General features: G+C 66.6%; 15 protein-coding genes and 1 pseudogene. 8 read left to right on the top strand and 8 right to left on the bottom strand.

Annotation, left to right across the window (positions count from 1 at the left end; translation table 11 throughout):
- Positions 1-538: 538 nt before the first annotated feature.
- Entirely contained in the window at positions 539-2,644 is a 2,106-nt protein-coding gene (locus AC3WTC_RS15890) for a phosphoglycerol transferase I (protein WP_492711903.1), read from the bottom strand.
- 261 nt (positions 2,645-2,905) lie between these two features.
- Positions 2,906-4,549, bottom strand: coding sequence for an ABC1 kinase family protein (locus tag AC3WTC_RS15895; protein ID WP_223483053.1), 1,644 nt, complete (start codon positions 4,547-4,549; stop codon positions 2,906-2,908).
- 212 nt (positions 4,550-4,761) lie between these two features.
- Between AC3WTC_RS15895 and AC3WTC_RS15900 the strand changes: the two genes are divergently transcribed.
- Positions 4,762-5,688: a DUF808 domain-containing protein gene (locus AC3WTC_RS15900; RefSeq protein WP_025874576.1), complete on the top strand. Its 927-nt coding sequence runs from the start codon at positions 4,762-4,764 to the stop codon at positions 5,686-5,688.
- A 262-nt stretch (positions 5,689-5,950) separates the two neighbouring features.
- Here AC3WTC_RS15900 and AC3WTC_RS15905 read toward each other — a convergent pair whose 3' ends face one another.
- Entirely contained in the window at positions 5,951-7,489 is a 1,539-nt protein-coding gene (locus AC3WTC_RS15905; protein ID WP_032976627.1) for a GGDEF domain-containing protein, read from the bottom strand.
- Positions 7,490-7,594: 105 nt separating this feature from the next.
- Between AC3WTC_RS15905 and AC3WTC_RS15910 the strand changes: the two genes are divergently transcribed.
- The 3 genes from AC3WTC_RS15910 (at position 7,595) to AC3WTC_RS15920 (ending at position 9,472) form a co-directional block, all read left to right on the top strand.
- Positions 7,595-8,230: an NAD-dependent epimerase/dehydratase family protein gene (locus AC3WTC_RS15910; RefSeq protein ID WP_492711904.1), complete on the top strand. Its 636-nt coding sequence runs from the start codon at positions 7,595-7,597 to the stop codon at positions 8,228-8,230.
- Entirely contained in the window at positions 8,230-8,937 is a 708-nt protein-coding gene (locus tag AC3WTC_RS15915) for a helix-turn-helix transcriptional regulator (RefSeq protein ID WP_140228453.1), read from the top strand. The genes AC3WTC_RS15910 and AC3WTC_RS15915 overlap by 1 nt, the downstream gene beginning before the upstream one ends.
- A 148-nt stretch (positions 8,938-9,085) precedes the next feature.
- On the top strand, positions 9,086-9,472 hold the full coding sequence (locus tag AC3WTC_RS15920) for a VOC family protein (RefSeq protein ID WP_492711906.1): 387 nt from the start codon (positions 9,086-9,088) through the stop codon (positions 9,470-9,472).
- A 185-nt stretch (positions 9,473-9,657) separates the two neighbouring features.
- On the opposite strand, the gene AC3WTC_RS15925 is transcribed toward AC3WTC_RS15920, so the two are convergent.
- From AC3WTC_RS15925 to pdhA, 4 genes are read right to left on the bottom strand one after another with little or no spacing between them, the layout of a single operon-like run.
- The gene (locus AC3WTC_RS15925) at positions 9,658-11,052 is read right to left on the bottom strand and encodes a dihydrolipoamide acetyltransferase family protein (protein ID WP_492711908.1); all 1,395 of its coding nucleotides are present in this window, start codon (positions 11,050-11,052) and stop codon (positions 9,658-9,660) included.
- Complete coding sequence (locus AC3WTC_RS15930; RefSeq protein ID WP_025874583.1) at positions 11,049-11,402, bottom strand: SH3 domain-containing protein; 354 nt, start codon at positions 11,400-11,402, stop codon at positions 11,049-11,051. Before AC3WTC_RS15930 ends, AC3WTC_RS15925 begins: the two co-directional genes overlap by 4 nt.
- 1 nt (position 11,403) lies before the next feature.
- On the bottom strand, positions 11,404-12,471 hold the full coding sequence (locus AC3WTC_RS15935) for an alpha-ketoacid dehydrogenase subunit beta (RefSeq protein WP_025874584.1): 1,068 nt from the start codon (positions 12,469-12,471) through the stop codon (positions 11,404-11,406).
- Positions 12,464-13,546 carry a pyruvate dehydrogenase (acetyl-transferring) E1 component subunit alpha gene (pdhA, locus tag AC3WTC_RS15940; RefSeq protein WP_032976633.1) on the bottom strand — a complete coding sequence of 361 codons (1,083 nt, stop codon included), beginning with the start codon at positions 13,544-13,546 and terminating at the stop codon, positions 12,464-12,466. Before pdhA ends, AC3WTC_RS15935 begins: the two co-directional genes overlap by 8 nt.
- 325 nt (positions 13,547-13,871) lie before the next feature.
- Here pdhA and AC3WTC_RS15945 point away from each other — a divergent pair, with 325 nt between their 5' ends.
- From AC3WTC_RS15945 to AC3WTC_RS15960, 4 genes are all read left to right on the top strand, one after another.
- Positions 13,872-14,747: a tryptophan 2,3-dioxygenase gene (locus AC3WTC_RS15945; RefSeq protein ID WP_025874586.1), complete on the top strand. Its 876-nt coding sequence runs from the start codon at positions 13,872-13,874 to the stop codon at positions 14,745-14,747.
- A 179-nt stretch (positions 14,748-14,926) separates the two neighbouring features.
- Complete coding sequence (locus tag AC3WTC_RS15950; RefSeq protein WP_033832413.1) at positions 14,927-16,426, top strand: peptide MFS transporter; 1,500 nt, start codon at positions 14,927-14,929, stop codon at positions 16,424-16,426.
- A 16-nt stretch (positions 16,427-16,442) separates the two neighbouring features.
- Positions 16,443-17,045 (top strand): thioredoxin family protein, encoded by a 603-nt coding sequence (locus AC3WTC_RS15955; RefSeq protein ID WP_025874588.1) that lies wholly within the window; start codon positions 16,443-16,445, stop codon positions 17,043-17,045.
- 120 nt (positions 17,046-17,165) lie between these two features.
- The gene (locus AC3WTC_RS15960; protein WP_088101782.1) at positions 17,166-18,305 is read left to right on the top strand and encodes a hypothetical protein; all 1,140 of its coding nucleotides are present in this window, start codon (positions 17,166-17,168) and stop codon (positions 18,303-18,305) included.
- Between the two features lie 54 nt (positions 18,306-18,359).
- On the opposite strand, the pseudogene AC3WTC_RS15965 reads toward AC3WTC_RS15960, so the two are convergent.
- A pseudogene (locus AC3WTC_RS15965) lies at positions 18,360-19,420 on the bottom strand (PDDEXK nuclease domain-containing protein).
- Between the last annotated feature and the right edge of the window lie 11 nt (positions 19,421-19,431).

A 19,431-nucleotide genomic window follows, 5' to 3' on the forward strand; every position in this document is an offset into this window, starting at 1 on the left:
AACCCGTCCTTGGGGGCTTGGCCGCGGCATCCATGCCGCGGACACCCCCGCAACCGGACCCACCCCGCCTTCGACAGATTTCTGCGATATGTCGGAACGGTGTTCTGTGTTGCTGTTGATGGGTGTCGACCTTGGTCGACACGTAGATCCACGCCATGCGTGGATGCTCTTCGATGAACTATCGAAATATTCGATTTCATGCAGATGGGGTTAGATCCATTTTCCGCAAGAAAACGGATCTGACCCCGGATTGATTTCCATATCTGACAGAAGTGTCGGCCAAGGTCGACACCTACCGACAGCTGCAGGAATCTGTCAGAGGCGGGGCGGTGTGGGTTGGCAGGACCGTTGGCGCCATGGATGGCGCCATCGAGCCCCCAAGGACGGGTTTACGGCGTGTCCTGCCAACCCACACCGCTCCGCCACCCCACGGAACCCCAGCTGTTGCTGTTGCTTTGGCTGTTGCCGTTGAGGTTGCCGGCCAGCGGCCGGCACTACTGCTTCGGCAGGTGCAGGGCGCAGCCCTGCCGAACCCCCTTTACCCCCGCGGTCGGCCGCGCGAGGGCACCAGTGCGAAGGTATCCACCGCCAGCTTCTCGGCATGGTTCAACCACGCGCGGATTTCCAGATCATCCACTTCGTGGTCGAGCCCGAATGACACGTTGATCTTGCCATCGGCATCAGGCTGCACCCACTGTTGGGCCAGCACCACCTTGCGCTGCGAGGACACCGCTTCGATCCAGAAACCGCGATCCGGGCGCGTGCTCGCCACCAGCTGCAGCATGTACTGGCCGGCGCGGGTACGGCGGCCCTTCTGCGTGATCATGTGCGCCTGGCGCACGCTGGGGCGGGGGCCTTGGAAGGCATCCAGTGGTGCATCCACGTCGATGCCGTTGCGCAGCTGGCCATCCCGGTACAGCTTGATGCCGTTGTCGCGGTTCACCAGCAGCGCGCACCAGTCGCCGTCGGCCGAGCCATCCTCGAACGCGGTGCAGCGATCAACGTAGGCGAGCGTGTTGTCCGGGTCGGCATCGTCGAACTGGCGCGAGGTGTTTTCCAGGTACACCGATTTCAGGTCCCAGTCCTTGTCGTATTCCAGCAGCACCGGCGGCTGCACGTGCTGCAGGCCCACCACCACCTGGTCGTCGCTGTCGATCTTCAGCTGCCGCGTAGGCTCACCCAGCCACAGCGAGCGGGCGAAGGCCAGGTACTGCGGATAGTCGCGGCCGCCATCGCGGCGTGCCGCGGCGCTGGCACTCGGCGCGCGCTTGTCGTCCAGCAGCGAACGGCCAAAGCCCATCGTCTGCAGGTTCGGATCGAGCAGGCTGAGCAGGGTGGCCCCGGAATCCAGGGTCGAGCCGTCTTCGGCGGCCAGCTGGCGCGGGGCCACGCCATCACCGAGGAACAACAGCAGGTTCTCGCGCTTCTGCTTGGTCAGGATATGGCTGAGGTCATTGGGCATGGCCAGGTGATCGGAGGCGATCACGATCAACGTGTCCTTGCCGTACGGGCTGGCCTGGATGCGTTCGACCAGCTGCGAAATCAGGCGGTCGGTGCACTTGAGCGCATTGAGCATGCCGATGTTGCCGTACTGGCTCTGGTAGCGCTCGCCCTTGCAGGCCACCGGCAGGTGCCCGGCCGGGTGGTGCGTGTCCATGGTCAGCGTGGTCAGCATGAACGGCGCATCCTGTCGCGACAGCTGCTCGAAGCGCTGGTAGGCGGTGTCCAGCAGCACGTCGTCATGCACGCCCCACGCCGAGTAGTGGATACGGCCGATCTTCTTCTGCTGCTTGAACCACGCCAGGTCATGCACTTCATCGAAGCCGTGGCTGGCCAGGAACTGGCCCTTGCCGGCGAACTGGCCGTTGGCACCGCCCAGGTAATGGTTGGTGTAGCCCTGCTGCTTGAGGTAATCGCCCAGGCATACGGCCTTGGGCAGGAAGCTGCCCATGCGGTCCATGCTGTTCTCATCCCCCTGCGAGGTGGTCAGCGGCACGCCGCACATCGACGACACCAGGCCGGCAATGGTCCAGCCACCGCCTTCGGCCGAGGCCAGCCCGCGTACATCCAGCGACCTGGCCGCCAAGCGGTTGAGATTGGGCATCAGGCCGGGAAACACGGCCTCATCCAGATAGGTGCGCTCCAGGCTCTCGCCGTAGATCCAGACGATGTTGCGTGGGCGCTGCAGGGCCTGCGTGGGCACCTGGTATTCGGGGGCGATACGGGCGAAATCCACCGGGCGCAGCTGCTGGTACAGGCGTTGGCCATCGCGGGCCAGTGGGCTGATCATGATTGTGGCCACCCACAGCGCGGCGAAACCGGCAAACCATGCACCACCGGCCGTGGGGCGGCGCCAACGCTTCACCCGCGTAGCGAACAGCGGCAGCAGCGACACGGCGGCCAGCACGATGAAGCCGGCGATATAGCCCTTGAAGTCGGCGACACCGGCGCCTTCCATGTCCGCACCCAGGTGGTACAGGGTGGCGGCGTTGAGTCCGTCACCGGACAGCTTGTCGATCAGCCACCAGGCACTGAGCGCCAGCAGCAACAGCGAGAACAAGCCTGCTTTCCACCACACCCATTTTGCGGACGCGAGGAACAACCAGGACAGCAGCAACAGCGACAGCAGCAGAATCCAGAGCATAGGCAGCTTCGGCAGTGACGGGGTGGCGATGGACGTCGTACCGACGCGTGTCCATCCGACCGGCGCTGCTGCAAGCACATCTGCATGACAGGCCGATGACCCGATAGTGCATGCACGAACCTGACTGAAATGTTTGTTGAAATCGTGCGCGCGATATCACGCTGCGAACGTAAATCGAGCGTGAAAACTCACGCTCGATTGCATTAAAAAACTGCATGAATGCACTGTTTTCGCTGATCCACGTCGAGCGTGGATGCGACACTATCGATGCCCGCGTTCCTCGCGCGAACGCGCACGGCGATCGAACAACAATGCGCTGGTCACGATGCCCAGCCCAAGCACCACGCCGATCAGCAACAGCACCAGTGCGATGGCGGGATAGCCCAGCACATGCCAGCCGGTGTCGATCTTCATCATCATTGCCGCCGCCATGATCAACGCGGCGCTGATGATGCCGGCGGCCACGCGGTTGGCGATCTTCTGCAGGTTCTCCATCAGCCGCGATTCTTCCAGCCCGGTCACCTTCATCTGCAGGCGGTTCTCGGCCAGCAGCGCCATGATGTCCGACAGCTTGCGCGGCCCGTCGCGCAGCAGTTGCTGCAGCTCCATCGCCTCGCTGGCCAGGTTGGCGGCCGACAGCGATTTTTTCAGGCGCGCGCGCATCACGTGCTGCAGCTGGCGTTCGACGATGCGGCGCGTGTCCAGATCCGGTGCCAGCAGGCGGCATACGGTTTCAAGGTTGAGCAGCGCCTTGCCGAGCAGGCTCAGCTCCGGCGGCGTGCGCAACCCGGATGAGGTGGCGATGCGCACCATGTCCAGCACCACGCGCCCTTCGGAGAAATTCGCGCTGGCGGCATAGCGTGCGATCAGCTGGCCGGTCTCGCGCAGGTAGCGCTCCTCATCGAATGCCTCCAGCCGCGTGCTGATGCTGATCAGGTCGTCGGCCACTTCCTCGCCGCGGCCATCGACGGCGGCAAACAGGATCTTCAGCAGGCGCTCGCGCAGCCGCGGCGGCATGTGCGCGACCATGCCCAGGTCGAAGATGGCCAAGCGCCCATCAGGCATCACCCGCAGGTTGCCGGGGTGCGGGTCGGCGTGGATTTCGCCGTGCACGAAGATCTGGTCCAGATAGCCGCGGATCAGCGCCGCCGCCAGCGGGTCCATCGCCTGTTCGGTGCGGCGCACATCGGGAATGGCATCCACGCGTACGCCGGTGGCCAGTTCCATGGTCAGCACGCGATGGCTGCTGTAGTCCCACAGCGGCTGCGGAATCCACAGGCGCCGGAACGGCTTCAGGTGCCGGCCGAAGCGCGACAGGTTCTCGGCCTCGGCGTGGTAGTCCAGCTCCTGCATCAGCGTCTTGGCGAATTCATTGAGCCAGTCGCGCAGGCGCACGCGGCGACCGATCTGGGTCAGATGGTCGGCGGCCAGGGCGAAGCTGCGCAGCACTTCCAGATCCGAACGCAGCTGCGCGGCCACCTCGGGCTTCTGCACTTTCACCGCCACCTCGCGACCGTCGTGCAGCACCGCGCGATGCACCTGGGCGATGGACGCACAGCCGAGCGGCTGCGGATCGAATGCGGCGAACAGCTTGTTCACCGGTGCACCCAGTTCCTGCTCGACGATGGCGTGGATGCGTTCGACCGGAATCGGCGCCACCTTCTCCTGCATGCGCTCCAGCGCGGTGGCGAACTCCACCGGCACCATGTCCGGACGGGTCGACAGCATCTGCCCCAGCTTGACGAAGGTGGGCCCCAGCGCTTCCAGGTCACTGACGAACTGCTCCGGATTGCCGTCCGGTGGCACGTCGGTGTGGCTGCCGGCAGCGTCCAGGTTCATGCCGGAGAACACGCCGGAATGGCGGTAGCGCATCAGCAGGCGCAGGATCTGGCTGCGCCGGTTCATGCCCCTGATCAGCGGCGGATTGCCTGTGGCGGTGGACGGATTGCTCAAACGACACTCCTCGAAGACGACGACCCGATGTCCGTGATCCCGCCGCCGGCGGGACCGGATTACGCTTCCAGTGTCCCTGCCGCCCGGTGGGCGCGCGGTGAACCCGCTACCGCAGGTGGCGCCTGATCGGTCAGAATCCGCTCATTCCCTTTACTGGATCCCCCATGGCCGGTGCCAGCCTGTTTGCCCTGCTTGACGATATCGCCTCCCTGCTCGACGACGTCTCGGTGCTGACCAAGGTCGCCGCCAAGAAGACCGCCGGCGTGCTGGGCGACGACCTGGCGCTGAACGCGCAGCAGGTAACCGGCGTCAACGCCAACCGTGAATTGCCGGTGGTGTGGGCGGTGGCCAAGGGCTCGCTGGTGAACAAGGTGATCCTGGTGCCGGCGGCGCTGGCGATCAGCGCGCTGGAAGCCTGGCTGCACAGCCGCGGCTGGAACGTGCCGCTGATCGTGCCGCTGATGATGATCGGCGGCGCCTTCCTGTGCTTCGAGGGCGTGGAGAAGCTGGCGCACCGGTTCCTGCATTCTGCCGATGAGGACGCCGAACACCAGGCCGAGCGGCGCAAGGCGCTGGCCGATGCGCAGGTGGACATGGTCGCGTGGGAAAAGGACAAGGTGAAGGGCGCCATCCGCACCGACTTCATCCTCTCGGCCGAAATCATCGTGCTGTCGCTGGGCGTGGTTGCCACGGCGTCGTTCATCAACCAGGTCAGCACCCTGGTGGTGATCGCGCTGGCGATGACCGTGTTCGTCTACGGGCTGGTCGCCGGCATCGTCAAGCTGGACGACCTGGGCCTGTACCTGTCGCGCAAGGGCGCGGCGCTGGCGGCAGTCGGCCGTGGCCTGCTGGTGTCGGCACCGTGGCTGATGAAGTTCCTGTCGGTGGCCGGTACCGCGGCGATGTTCCTGGTCGGTGGCGGCATCCTGGTGCACAACGTGCCGGCGCTGCACCACGCGGTGCAGGCGCTGGGCGGTGAAGGCCAGTGGGGCTGGCTGGTCAACGCGCTGGGCAACATGGTGGTCGGCATCATCGCCGGTGCCATCGTGCTGGCGGCGGTGACCGGGTTCCAGAAGCTGCGCGGCAAGTAAGCGCCGGCCCGCTGCGCGGAAGAGGCCGACCTTGGTCGGCGGTTTGTTGTCCGCGCGTGCCAACCAAGGTTGGCACCTACCCAGCGGTTTCCGGCGCCTTGCCCGGTAGAGGCTGACCTTGGTCGGCGGTTTTATTCCCCGCGCGTGCCAACCAAGGTTGGCACCTACCCAGCGGTTTCCGGCGCCTTGCCCGGTAGAGGCCGACCTTGGTCGGCGGTTTTGTTCCCGCAAGCGCCAACCAAGGTTGGCACCTACCCGCGAGCTAGCCCGCGTGTACCCGGTTCTTGCCTTGGCGCTTTGCTGCGTACAGCGCGTCATCGGCGCGCCGCAGCAGCGTATCGGCATCGTCTCCCGGCTGCCATTGCGCCAGGCCCGCGCTGAAATGCACGGGGATGCGCCGCTCCTGCAGGGTCAGCACGCGATGCGCCAGTGAGCGCTGCAGCCGCTGCACCGTGGCCATGCTGTCCGCGCCGGGGGTTTCGGGAAGCACCAGCACGAACTCGTCGCCGCCCAGCCGGGCGATGCCATCAGTGGCACGCAGCAGCAGGCGGCACACCGCCACCAGGTGCTGCAGCAGCGCGTCGCCGCCGGCATGGCCGTGTTCGTCGTTGGTCTGGTGGAAATCATCCAGGTCGATCACCGCCAGTCCGAGCGGCGAGTGGTTGCGTGCGGCGCGGGCCAGCTCGCGCTGCAGCAGTTCATCCAGGCCACGCCGGTTCAGGGCCTGGGTCAACGGATCGATACGCGCCAGATCGCCGGCCGCGCGCAGATCCTGTTCCAGCTGGTTGATGCGCTGTTCGGCGCGTTCCACTTCCTGCCGCGCGCTGGCCAGGTGATCGCGCGCCTGCGCCGCCTGCTGCTGCACTTTGCCGGTGTCCTGCATCACTTCCTGCAGCAGGTGGTTGAGGTCGGCGATGCTGCGCGCCTCGCGCAACTGCAGCGCGTAGCTGCCGATGCGGTCGTGGTATTCACCGGTGCTGGCAGCCATGCCATCCATGCGCTCGATGAACTCGCCCATCAAGCTGCGCATGGCCGCTTTCGAATCGTCGATTCCCTGCCGCAGCAGGCCCTGCTTGTAGATCACCTCGCGCAGCTCGGCGCGGGTGCGCTCGACCGATTCGGCTTCCAGCGGCCCGGCCAGCAACTGGCGCACGGCCGCGATCTGGCCCTGCAGCCAGCTGCGGTCATCCAGCAACTCGCTGACGTTCTCCAGCAGCAGGGCGAACAACTCAAGCAACAACGCCTGCTGCTCCTGCCAGCTTTCGGCGCGCACGCCAATCTGGTGGCCCAGCTCGCGCGCGCCCTGTTCGATCGGTTCCAGTGCCGCGCCCGGTTGCCATTGGCGCAGGCGTACGGCCAGGGCCTGCGCCTGCTCGCGCAGGTCGGGATCGTGCTGCAGCAGCGCGACCACCGCGCCGCCCAGCAGCAACCGCAGCTGCTCGGACAGGCGCAGGCTGTCGGGCTGGCCATCGGGCGAGTGCTGGTCGATGGTGCGGATGTATTTATCGATCAGCTGCCGCATCGCCCGGCCATAGCGCGGCCAGTCGGCACTGGCCTGCGCCGATTGCAGGCGATCACCCATGTCGCCCAGTTCACCCGGCAGGGTGGCCATGCCATTGGCGAAGGCGGCCAGCAGCGGCTCGGGGGCATCGGCCCCGGCAAACAGCTGCTGCAACGCCACGCTGCTACCGCCCTGCAGTACCACCCGATCGCCGCGCCCGTCATCGACCACCGCGCGCACGCGCGCAGGCGGCCCGATGGCGGTGCCGGGGGCAGGGCGGGGGTCGGGCTGGTCCGTCATGGAACGCATCCTGGGATGGCAGGGGGCTGGTCACAGCATATCGGCGCAACCGGCGGTGGCTTGAACCGATAGGATGGGCGACAGGATGCCGCAGTGGAGGTGGGTATGCGTGTGATGTTGCTGGGGGCGACGGGACTGGTCGGAGGCCACGCCCTGTCGCAGCTGCTGGCTGACCCCCGCTGCAGCGCCGTGGTCGCGCCCAGCCGTCGCCCGCTGGCTGCGCCGCACGGGAAACTGCACAACCCGGTGCTCGACTTCGCCCGGCTGCCCGATGCGCCGGACTGGGCCCGGGTGGACGCGGTGATCTGCGCCCTGGGCAGCACCATCGCCCAGGCCGGCAGCCGCGAGGCGTTCCATCGCATCGACCACGATTACCCGCTGGCCTTCGCCCGCCTGGCCCTTGCGCAGGGTGCCCAGGCCTTCGCGCTGAACTCGGCCGCAGGCGCCAACCCGCGTTCGTCGATCTTCTACAGCCGGGTCAAGGGCGAGCTGGAGCGCGACCTGCGCGCGTTGGGTTTCCCGTCGCTGACGCTGGTGCGGCCGGGGCTGATCGGCGGCGAGCGGCAGGAGGTCCGCCGTGGCGAACACTTCGCGCTGCAGGTGCTGGGTGTGCTGGGGCTGGTGTTGCCACGTGCTTGGCGGATCAATCCGGCACCGGTGATTGCCCACGCGCTGGTGGATGCGGCGCTGGCGGCAAAGCCGGGCGAGCACGTGGTGCCGTCGCGCGATCTGGTCGGCTGATGTCCCGCGCGCTGCGCCTGAACCAGCTGCTGCAGGTGCTGCGCCGCCATCGCCGGCCGGTGGCCGGGCAGGCGCTGGCCGAAGAACTGGGCATCAGCCTGCGTACGCTGTACCGCGATATTGAAACGCTGCGCGAGCAGGGCGCCGATCTGCGCGGGGAAGCCGGTGTCGGCTACCAGCTGGAACCGGGCGATGTGCTGCCGCCGCTGACCTTGCCACCGGCCGAGATCGACGCGCTGGTGCTTGGCCTGCGCTGGGTGGCGGCACGCACCGAGCCGGCCCTGGCCGAGGCCGCGCGTGATGCCCTGGCGCGCATTGCGCATGTGCTGCCGGCGGCGCGACGCGAGGCGCTGCGTGACAGCGGCCTGCGGGTGGGGCCATCGCGAACGACGGCCAAGGTACCCCCGGCGCGGCTGCAGGCCGTACGCGAAGCGGTGGGCACGCAGCAGCGGCTGCAGTTCGCCTATGAAGATGCGCAGGGCCGGCGTACCGAGCGCGTGGTCTGGCCGTTCGCACTGGGGTACTTCGATGAAGTGCCGATGCTGGCGGCGTGGTGCGAGGGCCGCGAGGACTTCCGTCATTTCCGCCTGGATCGTATTCGCCATGCGCGTGCGTTGGAAGAGCACTACCTGGTGCCACGCGCGACCTTGTTGCGGCGCTGGCAGAAGGCGCAGGGCATCGCTCCGGATTGGCTGGACCGTTCGTGATGTATCCGCTTTGGTAGAGGCCGAGCCTGCTCGACCGCTTCTGGTCGTTGCTCTGGCTTTGGTAGGTGTCGAGCTTGCTCGACGCTGCTGACAGGATCTGTCAGCAGGGCAGGGCCACCATGACCGCTCCCAACCAAGGAGCTTTCCCATGTTCAAGCCAAGCACCCTGCTGCAGTACGTGCGCGACGTTGCCACCAGCGCCACCTTCTACAGCGGCATCCTCGGCACGGCACCGGTCGAACAGTCGCCCGGCTTTGCCCTGTTCCTGCTCGGCGATGGCGCCGCGCTCGGCCTGTGGCAGCGCGACGACGTGCAGCCGCCAGTGCATGCGCGGGCTGGCGCCGCCGAACTGGCGATGGTGGTGGCCAATCCTGATGAAGTGCGGCAGTTGCACGATGCCTGGCGCGCACTCGGTGTGCAGATCGCCCAGGCGCCGGTAACGCTGGAATTCGGGCACACCTTCGTCGGTGTCGACCCCGATGGCCACCGCCTGCGTGTCTACAGCCGCGCCGAGGGCATGGTCGCGCGCGATTGATCCAGGAATTTCGTATAGCAGAGCCCAAGCTCGGCTTGTTTCATGCCTTCATCCACGCATGGCGTGGATCTACTGAAAAGCAGCCGAGCATGGCTGGGCGACATAGTGGAGCAGGCACAAAAAAACGCCGGGCAGTGCCCGGCGCTTTTTCAGGTCATGTGCCAACCAAGGTTGGCACCTACCGATCAGCTGGCCAGCGCCAGATCGTCCATCATCGCGCGCAGGAAGCGGGCCGCTTCACCGCCGGTGGCGGCGCGGTGGTCGAAGGTCACCGACAGCGGAATGACCTTGTGCGCTTCCACGCCGCCCATCACCGGGGTCATCTGGTGGCGGGCACGGCCGGCACCGACGATGGCCACGCACGGCGGCACCACGACCGGGGTCGCGTAGCGGCCGGCGAACATGCCGAAGTTGGACAGCGAGATGGTGTAGCCGCTCAATTCCGAGGCCGCGATCGAACGCGCTTCCACCTGCTCGCGCAGACGGTTCACGCCTTCACGGATGCCACGCGCGTCGAGCATGTCGGCGTTGCGCAGGGCCGGCACGAACAGGCCGTCGTCGGTATCCACGGCGATGCCGATGTCCACCTGCGCGTGCAGGGTGCGGGTCAGCGCTTCACCGTCGAACCAGGCGTTCATCGCCGGCACCTTCTGCGCGGCGACCACGATCGAGCGCACCAGGCGTGCGGTGACGTCGTTGCCCGGCAGCCAGGCGTGGATGTCGGCGTCGTCGTTCAGCGTGGTCGGCACGACCTTGCTGTGCGCATCGGCCATGACGCGGGCCATGTTGCGGCGCACGCCCTTCAGCGGTTCCGGCTGGCCCTTGGCGACCACGCCCGGCGGCTGGGTGCGCATCGGCTTGCCGGCAGCGGACAGCGGGGTACGTGCGTCGGACTGTACCGGTGCGGCCACCTGGGCCGGCGCCGGTGCGGCGGTAGCCGGTGCAGCAACCGCTGTCGGTGCCGTGCCGATCTTCGCGCTGCCGTCGGCGGCGGCCTGCTTGACGTCGGCCATGGTCACCGCGCCGTCGGCGCCGGTGGCACGTACGCGGCTCAGGTCCACGCCCAGCTTGCGGGCGGTGGCCCGCACCGCCGGCACGGCCTTGACGCCGCCCACGGCCAGCGCCTGTTCGGCATGCACAGCGTTGGAGCTCTGCATCGCGCCGACCACGGTGCCGGCGTCATCACGCTCGGCGGCAGCCGGCTTGGCTTCTTCTGCAGCTACCGGGGCGGCTGCGGTGGGCAGCGGCGGCGGCGTCGGAGCTGCGGCGGCAGCCGGTGCGGCATGGCCGTGGCTGTGGCCGGTGTCCTGGCCGTCAGCACGCTGCGGCAGGTTCGGGTCCAGCGCGAAGCTGGCCAGCACCGCGCCGGTCGTGATGATGTCGCCGGCAGCGCCGGACAGCTTCAGGACCGTGCCGGAGAACGGCGAGGGCACTTCGACGACGGCCTTGGCGGTCTCCATCGAGACCAGCGGCTCGTCCAGCTTGATCACATCGCCTTCCTTGACGAACCACTCGACGATGGTCGCGTCCGGCAGGCCTTCGCCCAGGTCGGGCAGGTTGAAGTTCTTGGTCTGGCTCATTTGCAGTTCTCTTCCAGCAGTTCCAGTTCGCGGGCAGGCAACCAGCCCGTCGCGCCATTGGCGCGCTCGGACCACCACCACCCGCCGTGTTCGTGATGAAGCTTGACCATCTCGCCGTTCTCCACATCCAGCTCGCGGGCGTCGTAGTCGCGCAGGGCTTCGGCGCGACCATCGTCCAACAGCTGCAACCACGCTACCGGTGCCCATCCGGCGCGCCCATCGCTGGTGCGCACCCAGGCAAACGCCGGCCATTCCTCGTCACGTACGCCTACTTCGACGATCTGGCCGGTGCGGAACCGGAGCGGGTTGGGATACTGGCTGCGGTAAGCCCCGAGAAGGCGGGCCCGCATGTCAGCCTGCCGCCACCGCGCGCTTGGCCGCCGCCACGATCCGCTCCACGCTCGGCAGATACTTCATCTCCAGGCGGAACAGCGGAATGTGGGTGTCGTAACCGGTGACGCGCTCGACCGGAGCCAGCAGGTCGTAGATCGATTCCTCGGCCAGGCGTGCGGCGATTTCCGCGCCGAAGCCCGCGGTCTTCGGGGCCTCCTGCACGATCACGCAGCGGCCGGTCTTGGCCACCGACTCGGCGATGGTGGCAAAGTCCAGCGGACGCAGCGTGGCTACGTCGATGACTTCGGCACTGATGCCTTCGCCGGCCAGCTTGTCGGCCGCTTCCAGCGCTTCCTTCACCTGCGCGCCCCAGGTCACCAGGGTCACGTCGGTGCCATCGCGCAGCACGAAGCACACGTCCAGCGGCAGGGCTTCGCCGTCGTTGACGACCACTTCCTTGTACTGGCGGTAGATGCGCTTGGGCTCCATGTAGATCACCGGATCCGGCTCGCGGATCGCGGCCAGCAGCAGGCCATACGCGCGCTGCGGCGAGGACGGCAGCACCACGCGCAGGCCCGGCACGTTGGTGAAGATCGCTTCGTTGGCCTCGCTGTGGTGCTCCGGCGCACGGATGCCGCCACCCCACGGCACGCGCAGCACCATCGGGCAGTGCAGGCGGCCACGAGTGCGGTAACGCAGGCGCGCGGCGTGGCAGATGATGTGGTCGACCATCGGGTACATGAAGCCATCGAACTGCGCTTCGGCCACCGGCTTCATGCCCTGTGCGGCCAGGCCGATGGTGAGGCCGGCGATGGTGGTTTCATCCAGCGGGGTGTCGAGGATGCGGTCGGCGCCGAAGCGCTGCTGCAGGCCGGCGGTGGCGCGGAACACGCCGCCGTTGACGCCCACGTCTTCGCCCAGCACCAGCACCGACTTGTCGTGCTCCAGCTCCCAGGCCAGCGCCTGGGTGATGGCTTCGATGAGGGTGATCGGGGTGTCGGTCATGTTCTGTTCTCCGCGCGCGACGGCAGCGCTGTCGGCGGCGTTGGTATGCGCGCTGGACGCGCCGTTCTTGATCTCATCCATGGCGCTGCTCCAGGGCGATCGCCTGGGCACGCTGGGCCAGCAGGTCCTGCGGCGGGTCGGCATAGAGGAAATCGAACATCGCCTCGACCGGCTGCACCGGCGTGTTGAGGTACAGGTTCACTTCCTCGTCCACGCGCTTGCCGCACTCGGCGGTCCAGGCAGCTTCTTCTTCCTCGCTCCAGACACCGGCGTTGGTCAGGTACTTGCGCAGGCGCAGCATCGGCTCGCGCTGCCAGGCATCCTTCACTTCGGCGTCGTCGCGGTAGCGGCGGGCGTCATCGGCGGTGGTGTGGTCCGACAGGCGATAGGTCATCAGTTCCAGCACGGTGCCGCCGTCGCCGGCCAGGGCACGCTCGCGCGCCTGCAGCATGGCGGCCATCACCGCGATCAGGTCGTTGCCGTCCACCTGCAGGCAGTGCAGGCCGCCGGCCAGGCCCTTCTGTGCCAGCGTCTCGGCACCGGTCTGGGCCGAACGCGGGACCGAGATGGCCCAGCCGTTGTTGACGATGCACAGGATCAGCGGCAGCTTGTAGGCACCGGCCGAATTCAGTGCCGCGTAGAAGTCGGTCTTGGAACTGCCACCGTCGCCGCATACGGCCACCGCGATCTGCGGTTCCTTGTTGAGCTTGAACTTCAGCGCAGCGCCTGCGGCGTGCAGGCACTGGGTGGAAATCGGCACGCAGAACGGGAAGTCCTTGGCGGCATTGCCGCCGTAGTCGTTGCCGCGCTCGTCGCCGCCCCAGTACATCAGCACGTCGTGCGGGCGCACGCCGCGCATGAACATCGCGCCGTACTCGCGGTAGGACGGTGCGAACACGTCGTCCTTCTGCATCGAGGCGCCGATGCCCACATGCGCGGCTTCGTGGCCGAGGCAGGCCGCGTAGGTGCCCAGCTTGCCGGTGCGCTGCAGCGCGATCGACTTGCCGTCGAACACGCGCACGAACAGCATCTGCTTGAACATCGGCAGCAACGCGCGTGGGTCGCGCAGGGCTTCGGGCAGGTCATCGCGGACGAGCGTGCCGTCCGTGTCCAGATACTGCAGGTATTCGATCTTGAACTCAGCGGCAACCGTCATTGCGTACTGCACCTTCGACAGAGAAGTTACAAATGATATGAATCGCCATGTTAAGGAATGCGTACGAAAAAGCCGTCCTGCGGCGCAGCACGGCCCACCGGCCTTTGTACCCCCTTCCGGGCGCATGATGCCAATAACTTCAACGTATTCAGCCATTGCTGCAAAGCATCACAAGCGACGCTGGGCTGAGCGCCAGTAGAACGGCGCAAACGGTTCCACGCGCAACCACCGTTCCACAGGCCTACCGCACGCCCCGGTACGGTCATCGCGGCTGCCAGCGCGGCGGCAACGCGCTACCCTTGCCGCCCCCGATCTGGTCCCGCCCATGTCCGTCGACAACAACCAACGCGATCTCGAAGCCGGTATCCACACCGATCTGCAGGGGCGGCTGACCTACGGCGGCTACCTGCGGCTGGACCAGCTGCTCAGCGCGCAGCAGCCGCTGTCCAACCCGCCGCATCACGACGAGATGCTCTTCATCATCCAGCACCAGACCTCCGAGCTGTGGTTGAAGCTGCTGGGCCACGAGCTGGGTGCGGCGATCGGTTTCCTGCAGCGCGATGAGGTCTGGCAGTGCCGCAAGGTGCTGGCGCGCAGCAAGCAGGTGCTGCGCCAGCTGACCGAGCAGTGGTCGGTGCTGGAAACGCTCACCCCGTCCGAGTACATGGGCTTCCGCGACGTGCTGGGTCCGTCCTCGGGCTTCCAGTCGCTGCAGTACCGCTACATCGAGTTCCTGCTGGGCAACAAGAACGCGCAGATGCTGCAGGTGTTCGAGCACGACACGGCCGGGCAGGCGCAGCTGCGCACCGTGCTGGAGGCGCCGAGCCTGTACGAGGAATTCCTGAAGTACCTGGCCCGCTTCGGCCACGCCGTGCCGGCGGTGTACGAGGCGCACGACTGGACCCAGCCACACGTGGCCGACGACAGCCTGCAGCCGGTCTTCGAACGCATCTACCAGGACACCGACCGCTACTGGCGCGAGTACGCGCTGTGCGAGGACCTGGTGGACCTGGAAACGGCCTTCCAGCTGTGGCGGTTCCGCCACATGCGCACGGTGATGCGGGTGATCGGCTTCAAGCGCGGCACCGGCGGCTCGTCCGGCGTGGGCTTCCTGGCCAAGGCGCTGGAACTGACCTTCTTCCCTGAATTGTTCCAGGTACGCACCACCCTGCAGGCCGCGCCCCCGCCGGATCTGGCCTGATCCCCATTCAGCTTGGCCGCCCGCGGCTGGCTGGATCGTTTCAGATGCAAGTTCAGCGAGCAGGCTGCGACCTGCCTCAAACGGCGTGTATTTGACGTGAACGCCAGAAGTCGGTGATCCTCGCGCGTTGCTTCACCGCACATCGGACGTGCCTCCATCCACCGAACCAGGAATTCCGCATGAGCGTAAACGCCACTGCGAACACCCCAGAGCCGGCGCTGCCGGACTTCAACACCACGATGGGCCACCCGCGCCCGTTGTGGATGCTGTTCATGACCGAGTTCTGGGAGCGCTTTGCGTTCTACGGCATCCGCTGGGCGTTGGTGCTGTACATCGTTGCTCAGTTCTACAACGGCAATGCCGCCGGTGAAGGCGACGCCAGCCGCATCTACGGCGCCTACCTGGCGCTGGTGTACGCCGCAGCGATCTTCGGCGGTTACGTGGCCGACCGCGTGCTGGGGTACCAGCGATCGATCCTGACCGGCGCGATCATCATGGCCGTCGGCCTGTTCATGATCTCGCTGCCGCAGGAGCACATCTTCAAGCTCGGCCTGGCCACGATCATCGTCGGCAACGGTCTGTTCAAGCCCAACATCTCGACCATGGTCGGCAAGCTGTACGGCCTGAAGGACGAACGCCGCGACTCGGGCTTCACCATCTTCTACATGGGCATCAACATCGGCGCGATGATCGCCCCGGTGCTGACCGAGTACCTGGCCCGCAAGGTCTTCGGCACCTCGGAAATGCCGTCCTACAAGGTCGTGTTCATCGCTTCCGGCGTGGGCATGCTGATCTCGCTGGTGTGGTTCTACATCGGTCGTGCCGGCCTGAAGGGCATCGGCGCACCGCCGGCCGGTGCCGAAGGCTTCGGCCGCATCGTCATGGTGCTGGTCGGTTCGCTGTTCGCCATTCCGGTGGCCTACTTCCTGCTCGCCACCGGCGCCACCGCGCTGGCCTGGATCCTCGGCGTGATGTTTGCCGCGCTGGCCGTGCTGCTGCTGGTGGAAGGCATCCGCGAGGGCAAGGTGCAGCGCGACCGCGTGATCGCCATGCTGATCATCTTCGCCTTCAACGTCATGTTCTGGATGTTCTTCGAACAGGCCGGCAGCTCCTTCACCTTCCTGGCCGAGAACATCGTCAACCGCCAGCTGGGTGATTGGACCTTCCCGACCGCGTGGTTCCAGTCGGTCAACTCGGTGGCGATCATCACCCTGGCGCCGATCATCGCGTGGATCTGGGTGGCCCTGGGCCGCGCCAATCCGTCCATCCCGCGCAAGTTCGGCCTCGGCCTGCTGTTCAACGGCGCGGCCTTCGCCCTGCTGATGTTCGCCCTGTCGACCATGGTCGTGGACGGCAAGATCCCGTTCTGGACCCTGTTCATGGTCTACGTCATCCAGTCGGTCGGTGAGCTGTGCCTGTCGCCGATCGGCCTGTCGATGGTGACCAAGCTGGCGCCGGTGCGCCTGGTCGGTTTCGGCATGGGCGGCTGGTTCCTGTCCACCGGCATCGGCAACAACCTGTCGGGCATCTTCGCCGGTGCGGTCAGCGGTGAAGGCGGCATGACGGTCGAATCGGCCCTGAAGGGGTATACCTTCGGCTTCTGGGCCTTGATCGGTTCGGGTGTGGTCCTGTTCCTGGTCGCGCCGCTGATCAACAAGCTGATGCATGGCGTGAAGTAATGAGAGGGCAGTGGGCATGCGTACATCGTTCGGTGGTGCAGTGGTGGCAGTGGTGTGTGCGGCGCTGATCGGCGCCTGTTCGCAGCCTCAACCTCCCGCGGCCCCCGAGCCCACGCAGCCCCTCGACACCCGCCCCACCGAGCCACCGGTCGCTGACCCCAGCGAACCGGTGGCCTCGGGCAACACCCCGGCGGCGGCCGACATCGCCGCCATTGCCGGGCTTGGCGCGCAGTTCGACCCGGCCCGCAATCCCGTTGCCGACCTGGAAACGGCCAAGGTCGAGGCCCAGCGCGGCAACAAGCGCATCATCCTGGAAGTGGGCAACGCCGCGTGCGAGCCCTGCCATGCGCTGGATGAAGCCGTGGAAGGCAATGGCGATCTGCGCCGCTTCCGTGATGCCCACTACGTGTGGGTGAAGGTCAACGACAGCGCCGAGAACCCGAACGCGGCGTTCCTCGGCCAGTTCCCGCCGCTCGAAGGCGAGCACCCGCACCTGCTGGTGATCGATGCCGACGGCACCCTGCTGGCGCCGCAGCCCAGCGAAGCGATGCGCAAGGGCAATGCCGTGCAGACCGCACGCGTGATGGCGTTCCTCAAGCAGTGGGCGCCTGACCGGTAGCGCCCGGCGTTTCCCGCCCGCTGCCCGGCCATCCACGCGTGGCGTGGATCTACAGATCATTACCCTTCGGCCGTTAATGGCAAGGACCTCACTGCGCCACCCGGCGCGACCGGAGCGCCCATGCACAGCGACCACGCCGAACGCCTGCCCGAACCTGCCAGCCCGTTGGCCGAAGGAGAGGCACCCGATGGCGTGAGCCTGCCTGCGCAGGAAGCCCTGCTGGATGACGCCGGCACCGGCGAAGACACGCTGGAGTTGGCACCGCCGCGGCATCGGCTGCCGCAGATCGCCCTGCCCGACAACGTGGTGCTGAAAGGCGCGGTGCAGAAGCTGGTGGAACAGAAGGCGCGGCTGGATCGACTCGCCGCCGAAGGACAGCTGGCCGGCCTGCTGCCGCCGGAATGGCACGGCAACGGCGTGCGTGCGATCGACCTGTCCAGTTTCGTGCAGGGCGTGCTGCCGTTCCTGCAGCCCGCTGAGCGTGGTGAAACCGCACCGGCCCGCCTGCCGGTGCGCCATGTGCTGGGCGACGACAGCCGCTGGGGCCTGGCCGATGTGCCCGAACCGAAGTCACTGGCCTGGTACCTGGCCAGTGATGACCGCGCCAACGCGGGCAGCAAGGATGTCGCCGAGGCCTATCTGGTCGGCGCGCTTGGGCTGGCCTGGATGCAGGAAGGGCGCAGCCGTCCCGGCTTCCTGCGTGCGATGGACCAGGACAGCCTGGCGGCCCGGGTGACCATGCTGGGCTACCCGCCGCCGAGCGAGCTGGCGTTGTACAGCGTGACCGCACACGGCCAGCCGCAGATCTGGTGTGTGCATGGGCGGCGCAGGCTGCGCCCGCTGGTGGCGCCATGGCTGAGCGTGCCGCTGCTGACCGCCTATGGCGTGCCGGCACCGGTGGCGTGGCCGGGCAGCTTCCCGCCCGTCGAGGCCGTGGCCGAGGCGATTGCCGCCGCCCGTCCGGGCAAGCTGCTGCCGGAAGTGGATCTGGGCAGAGTGGTGGCGAAGATCGCCGAAGATGCCTCGTCCGAAGCGTGGCAGCCGGTCAGCCTGCTGCAGCTCAACACCTGGTCGCCGCGCTGGCCGTTCTTCCTGGGCACCTTCGTCGGCCTGCCGTCGCTGCTGCTGGTCACTGCCGCACTGGCGTTGCCCGGGGCGGTTGAAGCGGCCACTGTTGCTGCCTCGCTGGGCTTTGCCGGTGGCGCCATCGGCGCGCTTGCCGTGCCGTGGATCCATGCGCGGCGCAAGCATCTGAGCTGATCGAGCGGGTCATCCCCGCATGGCGTGGATCTGTCGATCCTTGCTGCGTGGAGGCTAGGGATCGATGTCTTCAGCAGTGAGTTCCATGCGTTGCCGGGCACGCTCGGTGGCGGCCTGCAGTCGTTGCTTGAGGACTTCCCGGGAGGGAAGGGAGGTCAGGTACTCCGCCACATGGATGCCTGAGCGGTCCAGCTCCAGCAACTCGATCTGGCCTGCCTTCTTGCCTGTGCAAAGGATGATGCCCAGCGGCGCCTCTTCCCCTTCCTCTCGTTCATAACGATCCAGCCAACGCAGATAGAGCTCCATCTGGCCCTTGTACGCTGGCTTGAAGTCACCGATCTTCAATTCGACGGCCACCAGCCTGCGCAGGCGGCGGTTGTAGAACAACAGGTCGAGATGGAAGTCATCGTCGTCGATCTGGATGCGTTTCTGGCGGGCGACGAAACTGAAGCCTGCCCCAGTTCGAGCAGGAACCCCTGCATTTCACGCAGGATGGCGCCTTCCAGTTCCTGTTCGTCCCAGCAGTCCTTCAACCCGAGAAAATCCAGTACGTAAGGGTCGCGCAGGACCAGGCCTGGGGAGAGCTGCTGGTTCCTGCGCAACGCCGACAGCTCATTGGCGATTGTCTGTTCGGGCTGGCTGGAGAGTGCTGTGCGTTCGTACAGCATCGAATCGATGCGCTGGCGCAACATGCGGACACTCCAGCCTTCCGTGCTGGCCATCTGGGCGTAGAAGTCGCGTTTGAGTGGATCAGACAGCGGAATCAGCGCGATGAAATGGGTCCAGCTCAATTGTCGTAGCAGTGATACGACAATCTGCTCGTCGGCAAATGCGATGGAGAACTGCACCATCCTGCGCAGGCTCTTTTCACCGAACGAGCCGCCGAACTCGGTAGACAGCGTTCTTGCGATGCGCTTGAACAGGACCTCCCCATAGCGTGCCCGATGTCCACCCATCTGATCGACATGGATGCGACGTCCTATACGCCAGTAAAGCAGCGTCAGTTTGACATTGACGGTCCTGACCATTCCGGCGCGGGCCGTGGATATCAGTGTCCGGATATCAGCCAGCAGGTCGTTGGTATGCGGCAGGGTGGGGCGCGGTGTGTCATCCATGAGGTGCTTTC

This window comes from Stenotrophomonas sp. FW305-C-20-S1 (genome assembly GCF_058783335.1).

What these genes read in the sequence shown, in the direction of transcription:
- AC3WTC_RS15890 (WP_492711903.1), bottom strand. Translation starts at nt 2,644, where the DNA reads ATGCTCTGGATTCTGCTGCTGTCGCTGTTGCTGCTGTCCTGGTTGTTC.
- AC3WTC_RS15895 (WP_223483053.1), bottom strand. Translation starts at nt 4,549, where the DNA reads ATGAACCGGCGCAGCCAGATCCTGCGCCTGCTGATGCGCTACCGCCAT.
- AC3WTC_RS15900 (WP_025874576.1), top strand. Translation starts at nt 4,762, where the DNA reads ATGGCCGGTGCCAGCCTGTTTGCCCTGCTTGACGATATCGCCTCCCTG.
- AC3WTC_RS15905 (WP_032976627.1), bottom strand. Translation starts at nt 7,489, where the DNA reads ATGACGGACCAGCCCGACCCCCGCCCTGCCCCCGGCACCGCCATCGGG.
- AC3WTC_RS15910 (WP_492711904.1), top strand. Translation starts at nt 7,595, where the DNA reads ATGCGTGTGATGTTGCTGGGGGCGACGGGACTGGTCGGAGGCCACGCC.
- AC3WTC_RS15915 (WP_140228453.1), top strand. Translation starts at nt 8,230, where the DNA reads ATGTCCCGCGCGCTGCGCCTGAACCAGCTGCTGCAGGTGCTGCGCCGC.
- AC3WTC_RS15920 (WP_492711906.1), top strand. Translation starts at nt 9,086, where the DNA reads ATGTTCAAGCCAAGCACCCTGCTGCAGTACGTGCGCGACGTTGCCACC.
- AC3WTC_RS15925 (WP_492711908.1), bottom strand. Translation starts at nt 11,052, where the DNA reads ATGAGCCAGACCAAGAACTTCAACCTGCCCGACCTGGGCGAAGGCCTG.
- AC3WTC_RS15930 (WP_025874583.1), bottom strand. Translation starts at nt 11,402, where the DNA reads ATGCGGGCCCGCCTTCTCGGGGCTTACCGCAGCCAGTATCCCAACCCG.
- AC3WTC_RS15935 (WP_025874584.1), bottom strand. Translation starts at nt 12,471, where the DNA reads ATGGATGAGATCAAGAACGGCGCGTCCAGCGCGCATACCAACGCCGCC.
- pdhA (WP_032976633.1), bottom strand. Translation starts at nt 13,546, where the DNA reads ATGACGGTTGCCGCTGAGTTCAAGATCGAATACCTGCAGTATCTGGAC.
- AC3WTC_RS15945 (WP_025874586.1), top strand. Translation starts at nt 13,872, where the DNA reads ATGTCCGTCGACAACAACCAACGCGATCTCGAAGCCGGTATCCACACC.
- AC3WTC_RS15950 (WP_033832413.1), top strand. Translation starts at nt 14,927, where the DNA reads ATGAGCGTAAACGCCACTGCGAACACCCCAGAGCCGGCGCTGCCGGAC.
- AC3WTC_RS15955 (WP_025874588.1), top strand. Translation starts at nt 16,443, where the DNA reads ATGCGTACATCGTTCGGTGGTGCAGTGGTGGCAGTGGTGTGTGCGGCG.
- AC3WTC_RS15960 (WP_088101782.1), top strand. Translation starts at nt 17,166, where the DNA reads ATGCACAGCGACCACGCCGAACGCCTGCCCGAACCTGCCAGCCCGTTG.